Source organism: Sphaerisporangium rhizosphaerae (assembly GCF_042665155.1).
In the GTDB taxonomy this organism is placed as follows: Bacteria; Actinomycetota; Actinomycetes; order Streptosporangiales; family Streptosporangiaceae; genus Sphaerisporangium; species Sphaerisporangium rhizosphaerae.
In genome coordinates this window covers 135091-149345 of sequence record NZ_JBHTCG010000021.1, presented here as the reverse complement: position 1 = coordinate 149345, position 14255 = coordinate 135091, and the positions used below count along the sequence as shown (strand labels likewise).

The 14255-nt window shown below is 71.6% G+C and carries 13 protein-coding genes; 5 read left to right on the top strand and 8 right to left on the bottom strand.

What is annotated here, in order from left to right:
- Positions 1-400: 400 nt before the first annotated feature.
- Positions 401-754, bottom strand: a complete 354-nt coding sequence (locus tag ACFQSB_RS26840; RefSeq protein WP_354850029.1) for a YciI family protein — start codon at positions 752-754, stop codon at positions 401-403.
- A 157-nt stretch (positions 755-911) separates the two neighbouring features.
- On the bottom strand, positions 912-1241 hold the full coding sequence (locus tag ACFQSB_RS26835) for a hypothetical protein (protein ID WP_354850010.1): 330 nt from the start codon (positions 1239-1241) through the stop codon (positions 912-914).
- A gap of 139 nt (positions 1242-1380) precedes the next feature.
- Between ACFQSB_RS26835 and ACFQSB_RS26830 the strand changes: the two genes are divergently transcribed.
- Positions 1381-1881: a beta-class carbonic anhydrase gene (locus ACFQSB_RS26830; protein WP_354850007.1), complete on the top strand. Its 501-nt coding sequence runs from the start codon at positions 1381-1383 to the stop codon at positions 1879-1881.
- A 139-nt stretch (positions 1882-2020) separates the two neighbouring features.
- Here the strand turns inward: ACFQSB_RS26830 and ACFQSB_RS26825 are convergent, their stop codons facing one another.
- Positions 2021-4093 carry a DNA gyrase/topoisomerase IV subunit B gene (locus ACFQSB_RS26825; RefSeq protein ID WP_354850004.1) on the bottom strand — a complete coding sequence of 691 codons (2073 nt, stop codon included), beginning with the start codon at positions 4091-4093 and terminating at the stop codon, positions 2021-2023.
- 243 nt (positions 4094-4336) lie between these two features.
- On the opposite strand from ACFQSB_RS26825, the gene ACFQSB_RS26820 reads away from it, so the two are divergent.
- Positions 4337-4561, top strand: a complete 225-nt coding sequence (locus ACFQSB_RS26820; RefSeq protein ID WP_354850001.1) for a DUF7455 domain-containing protein — start codon at positions 4337-4339, stop codon at positions 4559-4561.
- Between the two features lie 140 nt (positions 4562-4701).
- Here ACFQSB_RS26820 and ACFQSB_RS26815 read toward each other — a convergent pair whose 3' ends face one another.
- The gene (locus ACFQSB_RS26815; RefSeq protein ID WP_380829701.1) at positions 4702-5430 is read right to left on the bottom strand and encodes a GNAT family N-acetyltransferase; all 729 of its coding nucleotides are present in this window, start codon (positions 5428-5430) and stop codon (positions 4702-4704) included.
- A 92-nt stretch (positions 5431-5522) separates the two neighbouring features.
- Between ACFQSB_RS26815 and yaaA the strand changes: the two genes are divergently transcribed.
- Complete coding sequence (gene yaaA / locus ACFQSB_RS26810; RefSeq protein WP_380829700.1) at positions 5523-6287, top strand: peroxide stress protein YaaA; 765 nt, start codon at positions 5523-5525, stop codon at positions 6285-6287.
- Here yaaA and ACFQSB_RS26805 read toward each other — a convergent pair.
- From ACFQSB_RS26805 to ACFQSB_RS26790, 4 genes are all read right to left on the bottom strand, one after another.
- Positions 6274-7248 carry a hypothetical protein gene (locus ACFQSB_RS26805; protein WP_354849992.1) on the bottom strand — a complete coding sequence of 325 codons (975 nt, stop codon included), beginning with the start codon at positions 7246-7248 and terminating at the stop codon, positions 6274-6276. The two genes, yaaA and ACFQSB_RS26805, sit on opposite strands and share 14 nt — an antisense overlap.
- 129 nt (positions 7249-7377) lie before the next feature.
- Positions 7378-9096: an RNA polymerase sigma factor gene (locus ACFQSB_RS26800; protein ID WP_380829699.1), complete on the bottom strand. Its 1719-nt coding sequence runs from the start codon at positions 9094-9096 to the stop codon at positions 7378-7380.
- A gap of 237 nt (positions 9097-9333) precedes the next feature.
- A complete protein-coding gene (locus tag ACFQSB_RS26795) occupies positions 9334-11433 on the bottom strand; it encodes a SpoIIE family protein phosphatase (RefSeq protein WP_354849986.1) in 2100 nt (699 codons plus the stop codon).
- Between the two features lie 78 nt (positions 11434-11511).
- The gene (locus tag ACFQSB_RS26790) at positions 11512-11664 is read right to left on the bottom strand and encodes a hypothetical protein (protein WP_354849983.1); all 153 of its coding nucleotides are present in this window, start codon (positions 11662-11664) and stop codon (positions 11512-11514) included.
- Between the two features lie 431 nt (positions 11665-12095).
- On the opposite strand from ACFQSB_RS26790, the gene ACFQSB_RS26785 reads away from it, so the two are divergent.
- Both ACFQSB_RS26785 and ACFQSB_RS26780 read left to right on the top strand, forming a co-directional pair.
- Positions 12096-12248 carry a hypothetical protein gene (locus ACFQSB_RS26785; protein WP_354849980.1) on the top strand — a complete coding sequence of 51 codons (153 nt, stop codon included), beginning with the start codon at positions 12096-12098 and terminating at the stop codon, positions 12246-12248.
- Between the two features lie 169 nt (positions 12249-12417).
- Positions 12418-14235 carry a hypothetical protein gene (locus tag ACFQSB_RS26780; protein WP_380829705.1) on the top strand — a complete coding sequence of 606 codons (1818 nt, stop codon included), beginning with the start codon at positions 12418-12420 and terminating at the stop codon, positions 14233-14235.
- Positions 14236-14255 lie beyond the last annotated feature (20 nt).

Sequence of the window (14255 nt, the reverse complement as noted above, 5' to 3'; positions counted from 1 at the left end):
GGCCGACAACTCCACCAACCGAGCACGCTCGGCATCGGTCAGCTTGATCTCCACCGCGGACGGCCCCGAAGACGACATACGGCAATCATAGAAATTTAAGTGACGAATTTCAGGCGCATGACACTAGTGCGCTGTCCACGAACGTGCACCGGCTCGGGCGCCGTAGCAGGCGCCGGCATCGCCGTACCACGACCCGCCGACCCGGCGCCGATCACTGCAGCACGTGGCCGGGGATGGAGAGCCGCGCCCGGGGAACGTATGTGGTCACCGCACCAGGTGCGGCCCGAAGTGGAGAGCCGCGCCCGATGAACGTACGCGGTCACCGCACGCGGCCCGAGGTGGAGAGCCGCGCCCGGGGAACGTCTGTGGTCACCGCACTAGCGGGCCGGGACGGGCGTCTTCAGGCCTCCGGCCCCGACTGGTGGACGACGGGCCGGACCTCCATGGCGAAGTATCGGGCGTCGGGCCAGCTCGCGGCGATCTCGACGGCGCGCTCGGGCGTCTCGCACTCGACGAGCAGGTAGCCGGCGAACTGCTCCTTGGCCTCGCTGAACGGCCCGTCGGTGATCGCCGGGACGCCGTCGCGGACGCGCACCGTCTTGCTCTGGGACGGGTCGGCCAGGGCCTCGCCGCGCAGCAGCTCGCCGGTCTCGGTCAGCTCCTTCATGATCGAGTCGACCGCGCCGAACAACGCCTCGCGGTCGGCCTCGGACAGCTCGTCGACGTAGCCGGGACGGTTATGGATCAACAGCATGTACTTCACGATCGGCTCCTTGCCGTGGGTGGCGACCCCTGCGGGGTCCGTCGTAAGGGAGTCGGAGCCGGCCCGGCCCGCTCTACGTCACCCTCGCGATTATCTTCCCGGACTTTCCCGGCGGCCCGTGCGGCCGCTACCGCGCGAACGCCCGCGGTCAGGAGGGTGAGGGCGTGGCGCCGGCCTTGGCCGCGACGGGGATGGCCGTCAGCAGCTCCCAGGGCTCGCCGTCGTGCCAGGAGTCGATGAGCCGGGCCACGGCCTCCTGCGGCTCGAACTCGCCGCAGCCGTACGCCCCGAAGCAGCCGGCCTCCTCCAGCGCGGCGATCAGCGGGTCGTCGTCGGGAAGGGACTGCGTGTAGGACGCGGCGTCGAGCAGGGCGAGCGCGCAGCGCGCGTTCCAGCCGCCGTCCCGGGCCTGCACCCGGTCGAGCCGCCACCTGGCCCGCGCGCGTAGATGGCCTGCGAGCGAATCGGTCGTCCCCACCACGAACCCTCTCCACGATCTTCACTAAGAGTGGGAACATCATCACCCATCGTGACGCGTGATCGTGGGATCTTTACGAACCCTCGTATCGGGCCCCCCGGAGGTATTCGCCGAACCGACATCCGGGAATATGGGCATCATGACGGAAGCCTTCGACGATCTGCTCACCGCCAACGAGGATTTCGCCAGATCCTTCCAGCAGGCGGACCTGACCGGTCAGGCCAGGCGCGGGCTGGCCGTGGTCACCTGCATGGACTCACGGATCGACCCGCTCAAGCTGCTCGGCCTGTCGGCCGGCGACGCCAAGATCCTGCGCAACGCCGGGGCGCGCGTGACCGAGGACGTCCTGCGGACGCTCGTGCTCGCGGTGTACCTGCTCGGGGTCGATCGCGTGCTGGTGATGCCGCACACCGACTGCCGGATGGCCAAGTCGACCGACGAGGACGTCCACGAGCTGATCAGCCGCCAGTACGGCGTGGACACCCGCAGCCTGGAGTTCCACACCGTCCCCGACCAGGACGCCGCGCTGCGGCGTGACATGGTGCGCATCCGCACCTACCCCTACCTGCCCGACCGCCTGGCCGTCGGCGGAGCGGTGTACGACGTCCACACCGGCAAGCTGATGCCGGTCGAACTCTGACCCTGCCCGTACCGCCCGCATACCGTGAAGGCCGGGATCTCTCCCGGCCTTCACCTCATCAACGGCGATCTCGTGAGCGCCGGCGGCCCGCACGCCCTGAAAGGCCTCACGCCCCGCCACCCCCGAGGAGCCGCAGGCGTCAGGCGTCGATGGCGTCGCGGTCGACCTCGGCGGCGCTGCTGACGATGAACTCGCGGCGGGGCGCCACGTCGCTGCCCATGAGCAGCGAGAAGATCTGCTCGGCCGCCTCGACGTCCTCGATGCGGACCCGGCGCAGGGTGCGGTGGCGCGGCTCCATGGTGGTCTCGGCCAGCTGGTCGGCGTCCATCTCGCCCAGGCCCTTGTAGCGCTGGATGGGGTCCTTCCAGCGCTTGCCCCGCCGATCGAGGTCGCGCAGGGTGCGGTGCAGCTCGGCGTCGGAGTAGGTGTAGAGGTACTTCTCCTTGCCCTTGCCCGGGTTGGTGATCTCGATGCGGTGCAGGGGCGGCACGGCGGCGAAGACGCGCCCGGCCTCGACCATCGGCCGCATGTAGCGGTGGAACAGCGTCAGCAGCAGGCAGCGGATGTGCGCGCCGTCCACGTCGGCGTCGGCCATGAGGATGACCTTGCCGTAGCGGGCGGCGTCGAGGTCGAAGCCCCGGCCGGAGCCGGCGCCGATCACCTGGATGATCGCGGCGCACTCGGCGTTCTTGAGCATGTCGGCCACCGAGGCCTTCTGCACGTTCAGGATCTTGCCGCGGATGGGCAGCAGTGCCTGGAACTCCGAGTCGCGGGCCGCGCGGGCGGTGCCGAGGGCGGAGTCGCCCTCGACGATGAACAGCTCGCTGCGGTCGACGTCGTCGCTGCGGCAGTCGACCAGCTTGGCGGGCAGCGCGGAGTTCTCCAGGGCGCTCTTGCGGCGCTGGTTGTCGCGGTGCTCGCGGGCGGCGATGCGGGCCTTGGCGGCCGCGACGATCTTCTCCAGGACGGCCCTGAGCTGGAGCTTGTTGGCCTTCCTGGTGCTGGCGAACAGCTCTTTGAGCTCCCGGGAGACCACGTGGGCGACGATGCGGCTCGCCGCGGAGGTGCCGAGGACCTCCTTGGTCTGGCCCTCGAACTGCGGCTCGGGCACGCGCACCGTGACCACGGCGGTGAGGCCCTCGAGGAGGTCCTCCTTGGTCACCGGGTCGTCGCCGTTCTTGAGCAGGCGGGTCTCTCTGAGCTGCTCGTTGATCGTGCGGTGCAGGGCGCGCTCGAACCCGCTGATGTGGGTGCCGCCCTTGGGGGTGGCGATGACGTTCACGAAGGAGCGCACGGTCGTCTCGTAGCCCTTGCCCCAGCGGACGGCGACGTCGACAGTCAGCTCGCGCTCGACCTCGGTGGAGGTCATGTGGCCCTGCTCGTCCAGCACGGGCACGGTCTCGTGGAAGTGGCCGACGCCCTGCAGCCGCATGACGTCGCAGACGGCCTCGTCGCGGGCCAGGAACTCGGTGAACTCGGAGATGCCGCCGTCGAAGCGGAACTCCTCGTCCAGCGGCTCCTCGCCCCGGCTGTCGCGCACGGCGATGGTGAGGCCGGGGACCAGGAAGGCGGTCTGCCGGGCGCGGACGTGGATCTCGTCCAGCGAGACCTCGGCCTCGGGCAGGAAGATCTGCTTGTCGACCCACCAGCGCACGCGCGTGCCGGTGGCCTTGCGGCCCAGCGCGCCGCCGTCGCGCAGGCCGGACTTCTTCTTGAACTTGGCGCCCGGCCCCTCGCCGTCGAACACGCCCGGCACGCCGCGCCGGAAGCTGATCTCGTGGACGCGCCCGTCGCGGTCGACCTCGACGTCCAGCCGGGCGGACAGGGCGTTGACCACCGAGGCGCCGACGCCGTGCAGGCCGCCGGAGGCCGCGTAGGAGCCGCCGCCGAACTTGCCGCCCGCGTGGAGCTTGGTGTAGACGAGCTCCACGCCGGCCAGGCCGCTCTTGGGCTCTATGTCGACCGGGATGCCCCGGCCGTCGTCGCGGACCTCGATGGAGCCGTCGGGGAACAGCTCGACCTCGATGCGCTTGCAGTAGCCGGCGAGAGCCTCGTCGACGGCGTTGTCCACGATCTCCCAGAGGCAGTGCATGAGACCGCGGCTGTCAGTGGACCCGATGTACATTCCGGGGCGCTTACGGACGGCCTCCAGGCCCTCCAGCACCGACAGATGACGGGCCGTGTAACCCGTCTCCGTGCTGACTGCGGTCACTCCCACTCCCACCGAGCATCGAACATGTGTGCGTAGCCTACCGTTTCCGATGGTCCACCGTGCCTAAGCGTGCCACCAACAGGGGGTTCTGCGTCAGGCGGCGGCCGATTCACGTCACTTAACGACACATTCTGCTCTCGGCGTATCCGGAAGGCGATTGGGAACGTCCGCATCGGGTTAGATGTTGAGCCAAGTGACTGACGCCAAATCCCCACGTCAGTGGGGTGACCCGAAAGGCGATACGTGACTGGAGCTCTCGCCCCCACCAAGCCGCTGACCGCCATCGACCGATGCGACCGGTGCGGCGCCCAGGCGTACATCCGCGCGTCCCTCCCCATGGGCGGGGAGCTACTGTTCTGCGCCCACCACGGGCGTCGGCACGTTGCGGCTCTGCGCGACAAGGGCGCCGACATCCAGGACGAGTCGGCGCGTCTCAGCGAAACCCCTACGAACACAAGCGAGCGGTGAGCTCAGGCCCGTCGCTCTGACCCAGATAACCGAGCACAACCTCATAACGGTGAACCGTGAACGCGGCGATCCGAGGAGGCGTCCCCCCGGACACCTCCTCGGCCTCGCCGCGTCGCGCTGCTAGGGCCCGCGCGCCGGTGCTACCTCACGCGATAGTGGTAGCGCCCCGCCGGCGTGAAGCCCTCGGCGGCGTACATGGCCATGGCCGTGGTGTTGCGCCACAGGACGACCAGGTAGGCCCCGGTCGCCCCGCGCGCGCGTCCGTGCGCCAGCAGGCCGCGCAGCACGCCGCGCCCGAGGCCTCGCCGCCGGGCGGCGGGCACCGTCGCCATGCAGTAGATCCCCAGCATGCCGTCCTTGAGCACTGATCGGCCGACGGCGAGCGGCGCGCCGCCCTCGTGCACGGCGGCGTAGCTCGCGGGCACCCCGCGGACGATGCGCTCGGCGGTCGCGAGGCCCCTGTCGAACCTGCCGTCGACCTCCCACCAGGTGGTCAGCCAGCCGGGCCCGGGCTCGTCCGTGATCGTCACCGGGTGGGCGGCCGGCGGGGTCGCACCGTCCAGCGGGGCGGTCATGTAGGCGGCCTCGTCCACCAGGCGGTAGCCGCGCCCGGCGAGGTGGCCGTCCAGCCATGACGGCGCGCGCGGGCCCACGGAGAACACGCACGGCAGCCCCCGGGCGGCGTAGAACCTCTCGGCCTCGTCGAGAGCCTTGTCCGGATCGTCCGGCTCTCCCCATGGCAGCACGGAGTTGGCGCGTTTGGTCACGCCGTCCGCCGCGCGCAGGATCCAGTCGCCGACCACCTCCTGGTGCGTCGCCGGCCAGGCATGGTGCACAAGAGCCTCGATGTCCGCACATTCCTCGTTCATCAGCGCAGACTCTAGCCGATCTTCCCTCCTCCCGGCCGAGCCGCAGGAGGCCGCGCGACCCGGCTGACCTGCGGAGGCTAGGATCGGGAGCCGTGCTCATCCTGCTGCCGCCCTCCGAGGGAAAGGCCGCCCGCGGCACCGGGCGCCCCCTGGACCTCGGCGCCCTGTCCTTCCCCGAGCTGACCTCGGCCCGCGAGAAGGCCCTCGACGCGCTCGACGCGCTGGTCAGGGGCCCGCAGGAGGAGGCGATGGCGGTGCTCGGCCTGTCCCCCGGCCAGGCCGGCGAGCTGGGCAGGAACCTCGCCCTGCGCACCGCCCCCGCCCTGCCGGCCTCCAAGCTCTACACCGGCGTGCTGTACGACAATCTCGGCCTGGCGACGCTGGACGCCCGGGCGCGCCGCCGCGCCGGCAGCCGGATCATCGTGTTCTCGGGGCTGTGGGGCGCCCTACGGCTCGGCGACCGCGTGCCGCCCTACCGCCTGTCCATGGGCGTGCGGCTGCCTCCCCTGGGCGGCCTGGCGGCCCACTGGCGCCCGAGCCTGCGCGAGGCCCTGGACGGGGGGAAGGGCCTGATCGTCGATCTGCGGTCCTCGACCTACGCGCAGGCGTGGCAGCCAGGCTCGCGCGCGGTCACGGTGCGCGTGCTGCGCGAGTCGGCCGGGTCGCGCACGGTGGTCAGCCACATGGCCAAGGCCACGCGCGGCGCGGTCGCCCGCTCGCTGGTGGAGTCCGCCGCCGACCCGCGCACGCCGGGCGAGCTGGCCGACCTGCTGACCGGCCTCGGGCACACCACCGAGCTGGGCGCCGCGCCCTCGCGGGGGCGGCCCTGGACCATGGACGTCGTTATCCGTTCGTGATCACATTCAGCCGCGAGCACGCCTTGTGGAACTCCCTGGCCGGGTCGCCCAGATGCGACCACGGCATGTCGCTGAAGCGGCCACCGGTGCGCGACAGGTGGCCCCTGGCGGGCCGGCGCATCTCCGCCAGGTAGAAGGCGGCCCCGAACGCGTTGTGCGCCTCCACGGCCCGCGGATGCGGCCGCGAGCCCCTGCCGTCGTGCCAGCGCCCGGACGCCGCGCTGATCTCCCGCTGCACGTCGAAGGTGCCCCACGCGCGCGACCGTCCCGAGCGCTCCCCCGCGACGTGCTCGAAGTGGGCCAGCGGCAGCAGGGCCCAGAGCGGGTCGCCGACCGGCGCGAACCGCCCCGCGCCGCGGGCGAACTCGAACATCTCCTGGCTGGTGCCGCCCCACCCGGGCGACAGCGTCATCAGCCGGACGACGTGGGCGGCGTACAGCGAGGGATGACGGCGCCAGGCCTCGGCCCACAGGGAGTCCTTCTCCTCCCTCGGGCTCTCCAGGGCCAGCGCCATCCACAGCAGGCAGGTCCAGGGCACGGGGTCGCCCGGCAGCAGCTGGGCCGCCGCCAGCAGCGGAGCCCGCGCCGACTCCATCGCCTGGTGGAAGGTGCGCAGGCGGCCGGCCTGCACCGCCCGCGCCCGCACGTCGGGCTTGATCTCCCATGCCTCCTCGACGCGCGCGCGGCCGAGCCACAGCCACAGGTCGGGGTTGACCCGATCTCGCTCGAGCAGGGCCTCGATGCCGCCCGTGACTCCCACGGCGGCCTTGGCCAGCGCCTCCACGCGCAGCGCGCGCAACTCCGGATCCGCCCGGGTCGCGACCAGCGCGGGGATGGCGGGTTCCAGGAATCCACGTCCGAGAGCGGCCACCGCGTCGTCCAGCACGGTGTCCGCCCAGGGACGGCCTGCGATCAGTCGTGGCCCCCGAGCACGCGCCCGATCCACTTCGATCACACCCATGCCGCGTGAGCCTAGAAGCCGTCGAGACGTTGCTCACTACCGGCATGTTACGGATGCGTTAAGCACGCCTCACCGTATCCGGGCACAGAACGGCCCCCGCCCGTGACCGGGCGGGGGCCGTTCGGCGGGTCAGTCGAGGTAGTCGCGCAGGACCTGCGAGCGCGACGGGTGGCGCAGCTTCGACATGGTCTTGGACTCGATCTGGCGGATGCGCTCGCGCGTCACCCCGTAGACCTTGCCGATCTCGTCCAGCGTCTTGGGCTGGCCGTCGGTCAGGCCGAACCGCATGGAGACCACGCCCGCCTCGCGCTCGGACAGCGTGTCGAGCACCGAGTGGAGCTGCTCCTGCAGCAGGGTGAAGCTCACCGCGTCCGCGGGGACGATCGCCTCGGAGTCCTCGATGAGGTCGCCGAACTCGCTGTCGCCCTCCTCGCCGAGGGGGGTGTGCAGGGAGATCGGCTCGCGCCCGTACTTCTGGACCTCGACGACCTTCTCAGGGGTCATGTCCAGCTCGCGGGCGAGCTCCTCGGGGGTGGGCTCGCGGCCGAGATCCTGCAGCATCTGCCGCTGGACCCGGGCCAGCTTGTTGATCACTTCGACCATGTGCACCGGGATGCGGATGGTGCGCGCCTGGTCGGCCATGGCGCGGGTGATCGCCTGGCGGATCCACCACGTGGCGTAGGTGGAGAACTTGTAGCCCTTGGTGTAGTCGAACTTCTCCACCGCGCGGATCAGGCCCAGGTTGCCCTCCTGGATGAGGTCCAGGAAGAGCATGCCGCGGCCGGTGTAGCGCTTGGCCAGCGAGACCACCAGGCGGAGGTTGGCCTCCAGCAGGTGGTTCTTGGCGCGGCGGCCGTCCTCGGCGATCCACTCGAGCTCGGCGCGGACGTCGACGGGCAGGCGCTCGCCGTCGTTGGCAAGCTGCTCCTCGGCGAACAGGCCGGCCTCGATGCGCTTGGCGAGCTCGACCTCCTGCTCGGCGTTCAGCAGGGGGACCTTGCCGATCTGCTTGAGGTAGTCCTTCACCGGGTCGGCGGTGGCTCCGGCGGCGGCGACCTGCGCGACCGGCGCGTCGTCGTCGTCATCGGAGAGGATCAGCACCTCGTCGTCACTCTGGACCTCGGCGCCGGCCTTGGGCTCCTCTTCGACCTCGGCCTCCGGCTCGGCCTCTACCTCGGCTTCCGCCTCGGTGTCGGCGTCGGCTTCCGCCTCGGGCTCGGCCTCGGCGTCCACCTCCACGTCGATGTCGAAGTCCTCCAGTTCGAGGTCGCCCTCGATGTCGAGGTCCTCGTCGTCCTCGGAGGCGACCTTGGGCTTGGTTTCGATCTTGGGCGATGGCGACGCGGGCACGGCGACCTCCGGCTTGGCCTTCTTGGCGAGGGCTGCAGGGGTTGCGACCTTGGCGGGAGCGTCAGGGGCGGGTGCGGCCTTCTTCGCCGGCGCGGCCTTCTTGGCCACGGGCTTCTTGGCGACCGGATTCTCACCGGTCGCCGCGGCCTCGCCCCCGGCACCGCTCACCACGGCCGTGACGGTATCGGGCTGCTCCTTGGCCGCCGCGGTGGCGGTCTTGGTCTTCTTGACGGGGGCGGCGGTGCGACGCTTGGCCGGGCCACGAGACTTCTTGGGCGCCGCCGAGTCCGCAGCGGTCACCACGACGGTCACACCCTCTTTGCTGAGGTTCCGCAGGAACACCGCGGCGTGCGACATCGGGATGTCCGCCTCCTCGAAGGCCTTGCGGACATCCTCAGACTCGAGGAAACCCTGCGAGCGCCCACGCTCGATGAGCCGCTGAATGACGGGCTCGTTCAGCTCAGACGGCTTCGAGCGAGTCGAACTTGCAGGCGACACGAACACCTCTCGAACGAACGCATGGTGAGAATGGACCCAGGTGCCCGCTAGGGGCTCTTGCTTCTTTTCGGTGGTGGGCCGTGCGAACCGCGACGTGCCTGTCCAGCATTGTGGCATGACCCCGCAGTCCATACGGCCGCCTCACAGCGGTTGCCCTCCACCCTAGGCCGACCGGAACAGTAGTGCGTACGGAAGCGGGTCACCGATACCCGAAAGCAACCCTTATGACTGTTTCATTCAGTCACTCTTTGTGGCGGCCGGCACGTGGACGGCGAGCACTGTGACGTCATCGTCCTGCTCATACCCCGCCAGCATGCGATCCACCAGGAAGTCAAGCAACATGTGCGGATTTCCTAGGACTTCGGGGGGCGCTTCGGCCACCACCGACGAAAGTTCCGCGAGTCCCGCGTCCAGCCCGCGCTTGCGGTTCTCGACGAGCCCGTCGGAGTAGAGCACCGCGGTGTGCCCCGGCGGCACGCAGAACCGGAACTGCTTGCGGGTGGTGGGCCAGCCGAGCGGCGTGCCGGGCTCGCCGTCGGACAGCACGGCGGTGCCCTGCGGGGACACCAGCAGGGGCGGCGGGTGGCCGGCCAGCGCGAGGGTGCCCTCGCCGGTGGCGGGCTCGACGACCATGTACGCCAGGGTGGTGACCTGCTCTTCCTCCTCGGTGGCGTCGAAGACGCGGTCAAGGCCGGTGAGCACGGCCGCGGGCGGCGGGTTGGTGAGGGCCAGGGCGCGCATGGCGTTGCGGATGCGGCCCATGCCGGCCGCGGCCTTGACGCCCTTGCCCATGACGTCGCCGACGACGGCCGCGACCCGGGCGTCCTGCAGGACGAACGCGTCGTACCAGTCGCCGCCGACCTGGACGTGCCTGCTGCCGGAGCGGAACCGCTGGGCCAGCACCAGGCCGGGGATCACCGGCAGCCGGTCGGGCAGCAGGCTGCGCTGGAGGGTCTCGGCGGTGCGGTGCTCGCGCTCGAACAGCGTGGCGCGCTCGACCGCCAGGGCGCACTGCCCGGCCAGGGCCTCCAGGAAGACGCCGTCCTCCTGGGAGATCTTCTGCGGGCGGGTGAAGGCGAACCTGAGCGCGCCGAGGGCCCGCCCGGCGGCCAGCAGCGGAAGACCGACCCAGGCCCGCTCGTCGCTGCCGGCGAGGAACCCGTCGATGACCGCCTCGTCGGCGCCGGCCTCCACGAGCTGGGCCTTCAGGCTCTCGGGCGACTCGGCGAACACCGGCCTGCGGCTGTTGACGGCCATGGTCATCAGGCTGGACTGGGAGAGCGGGATCTCCTCGCCCGTGCCGCCCGGAACATCGGCGACGCCGCCGTTGTTGGTGAGCTTCAGCGCGGCCCGGTCGGTGTCGAGCAGCGCGACCGAGGACTTGTCGGCGGCCAGGGCGGTGCGGCCGACGTCGATGATGACCTGGACGACCTGCTCGACCGTGAGGGCCTCGGCGAGCTGGGCGGTGGCGCCCTGCAGGCGCGCGGTGCGCAGGGCGGCGGCGCCGAGCTGGTCGGTCAGCCGTCCCCGCATCTCCTCGGCCTCGCGCTGCGGCGTCACGTCGCTGTTGGCGCCCACCCACTCGACGACCCGGCCGTGCCGGATGATCGGGACGGCGCGCACCTCGAAGTGGCGGTAGCCGCTGGCCCGGGTGCGGACGCGGTAGCTCCACTCGAACAGGGTGCGGCCGCGCAGGGCCTCGCGCCAGGCCTCCTCGGCGGCCGGGCGGTCGTCGGGATGGACGGCCTCCAGCCAGCCGTAGGCGAGGTACTCCTCCAGGCTCTGGCCGGTGATGGCCCGCCACTGCGGGGCGTCGTCGACGACGGCCCCGGTGGGCGAGGCGATCCACACGAGCTGCTGCTGGGACTCCACCAGCGAGCGGTAGCGCTCCTCGCTGCGGCGCAGCTCCTCCTCGGCGAGCTGGCGCTCGGTGACGTCCACGCCGAACATCGCGACCCCGGCGAGCGCCCCCTTGTCGCCGTGGATCGGGTAGAACGACAGGCTCCAGTGGCGGAGCTCACCGGTGGCCGACATGCTGCGGTAGCGCTGGTCGTCGTGGACGACGGCGCGGTGCTCCTGGACGACCCTGCGCAGGGCGGCCTCGATGAGGGCCGACAGGTCGGCGGCGACGATCTCGGACGCCAACCGGCCGACGTGCTCCTCGGCGGCCACGCCGCTGGCGTCGGCGAAACTCTGGTTGACCCGCTGGATCCTGCCGGTGGCGTCGAAGAACGCGAAAGCGAACGGGGCCTCCGCCAGCAGGCCTGCGAACAGGGCGGGGTCTGAGATGTCCACACCCGACTCCCGGGGACGGGGCACGGAGGTTTCGGCGCTCATGGTCGGCACCTCCGTCGCGTGCCAGGGTCTCCCACGAGGCACATCTCCATAACTGTGATTGGTAGCGCGGAATCTGCACTACATCATCGGCGATGGGCACGCGCGGACGGAAGCCCCGGCCGCGATGCGGTCAACGCATCCTGTCAAAAACGCGCCGCGGTGTGCAGCAAGATCGGCCGACTTTCTCACCACGCGCATCGTGGCCTGGTCGGTCCGCAGCACCTCGGCCAAGCCTCCACCTCTCCGGCATCCGCGACCCTGACGGCGGCGCGAGGCGCCGCGACGGCACATGGCGCGCCCGAGACCGGACGCGTTTCGAAGACAGCTTCCCACAGGAGCGGCTCCGGGGTGCCCGATGTGCCGAACCCTTACGGCGACAGGGGTTGACACCATCGCGAGAAAGGGTGGAATGGGAACCGCACGCCCCCTCAGAGCACTGGTCCGGGGGATGGATGTCCCCCGGCTCATCGGAGGATGCGAAACCGCCCATGCCTGCTCTAGCAACGCGTTTCACCGAAGGGACCGCCGACCGGCGGGGGACCGGCTCACAGGCGACCGCACCGCGTGAGCCCCGTTCTCCCGCGTCGGGGGACGAAACGGCCGTCAGTGCCCGTCTCCAGGACGAGTTCCTCGGAGTGCCCGTCGAAGTCGTGGACCGCTGTGTGGAGGACGTCGAAGCGTGCGCAGCGCATCTCGGCGTCGATGTCACCACGGCCGTCGTCGAGCGCATCGCCCGCGAGCATCTGCTGGCGGTGGCGAGCTCGGTGCCGCTGACCGACCGCCCGCCGAGCGGCGCGCACGAGCCCCGCGGATGACCTTCGCCGGCTCGGCGGGGTGACAACGCGGCCCTGACGGTAACAGCGGGGTCACCAGGGCGCGTTCCGTGCACCTTTCTGGCGCGGAATGCGAGAGGGTAAGGGCGTGAGCCGCCGACGACGACGAGACCCCCGGGGGACCCAGCCGCCGGACGACGTGTTCGCGGAGATGCTTACGGCGGCCCGCGAACTGCTCGCCGTCCGCAGTCCTCTGGACGCCGAGCTGATGGTCTCCGACATGCTGGGCGCCTGGTGGGGCCGCAGGCTGCGCCGGGGCGACGTGGAGGAGTTCCTCGGCGAGGGGCTGGTCGACTACGCCGCGAAGGCCGGCACGCCCGCCGCCCTCACGTTGCTGGTCGCCGTCGCCTATCTCGGCACCGCCCGTCAGGCCGCCAAGGCCGAGGGCGCCGCGCTGGCGCTCATGGAGTCCGACGTCGCCCGGCCCCGCTGGGCCGAGCGCGTTGGAGCGGTCAAACCGCGCGGCTGTTACGTCTCCAGGGACGCCTACGGCGACCAGGACACCGTGGTGTGCACCTTCGCCTACCGCGGGGCCCCTCCGGCCTTCCAGGGCCGCGACAGCGCCGCCTCCGCCGCCTCCGTCTCCGCCCACGCCTCCTCCCACGGCGCCGCGGCCCCGGCCGGCTCGTCCCAGGGCGCGGGCGCCGCCGCCCACGGGGCGCCCGCCGCCCAGGGCACGGGCGCCGCCGCCCAGGAGGCACCCGCCGCGCAAGGGGCGCCGGCCACTCAGGAGACCGCCGCCCAGGAGGCCGCCGGCCGAGCGACGGCCGGCCGGGGGGCGGTCGCCTCCTCCGGCCAGGACGCCGCGACCGCGCCGGAGGCGCCGGCCCCTCCGGTGGAGCATCCCGAGGACGCCCACGCGCTGGTGGTGGTCGTCGACTACAACATGCGCGGCATGGCCCGCGACGCCTGGGTCTCCTCCCACGTGGACGAACTGCTGCGCAAGGCCGCCGTCGAGGCCGCGGGCAACCCGATGCTGTCGTTCGAGGAGATCGAGCCGCAGCAGGCCAGGGCGCTGCTGGAGTTCGCGATGAAGGCCACCGCCGCGTCCCTGGGCCGCCGCAAGGGCCCAAAGCTCGTCAGCGACGGCTACAGCGCCTTCCACGCCTTCGCCAGGGCCCGCATCAAGGCGCTGCCCCCGGGCCGCAAGCGCCCCGCTCCGCTGCTCAGCGAGGCGCCCTACAGCCGCGACCGCCGGGCGATGCTGGCGGCGGAGTTCCTGGCCTCCGACGCCGCCGAGCACCTGTCGGACCCCTCGGCCGCCTCCCGGTGCGCCGACCACATCATCGACTACGGCTGCGACGAGGACTTCAACCGGCCGCTGCGGGTCAGCCCGACCAAGTGCGAGACCTTCCTGCTCGACTGGCTGCCGCGCAAGGTGCTGCTCAGCCCGGCCGAGCAGGAGGCCATGCCGCACGTCCTGCTGTCGTGGGTGCGCTTCGCCGCCGCCAGGACCGGCCTTCCCGAGGAGGGCGTGCGGGCGACGCTGGACGCCGTCTGGGAGGCCACGGGGCGCTTCACCGAGGCCTACCGCGACCCGACGACCTTCGGCCTGGACCGCTCCCTCGTGGAACGTCTCCTGCCCGACGGCGACCTTTCGGCCCTGGCGCGGCGGGCCTTCGCCTTCCCGTTCCTGGAGGGCACGCACGGCGACGTCGAGCTGTGGCGGCTGCGGCCCTCGGAGGACGCCGACCGTCGCATCCTGCTGGAGATCGACCACGCCGACGAGCGCGACCGTCCCGACTTCGCCGAGCACCTGGCCTGGCACGAGGAGATCGCCAAGCGGCTGTGGGACGGCGAGCCCGAGCAACTGTGGGAGGCCGCGCAGCGCCTGCTCGACCTCGGGCACGACCGGCACGACGTGCTGCACGTCCTGATGGAGATCGCCGAGCGCATCGGCGACCACCCCGACGAGCTGGCCGCCGCCCTGGACGACATCGCCGACATCCCCGACGAACCGCCCGCCTGACCGGGGTGCGTCCCGGCCTC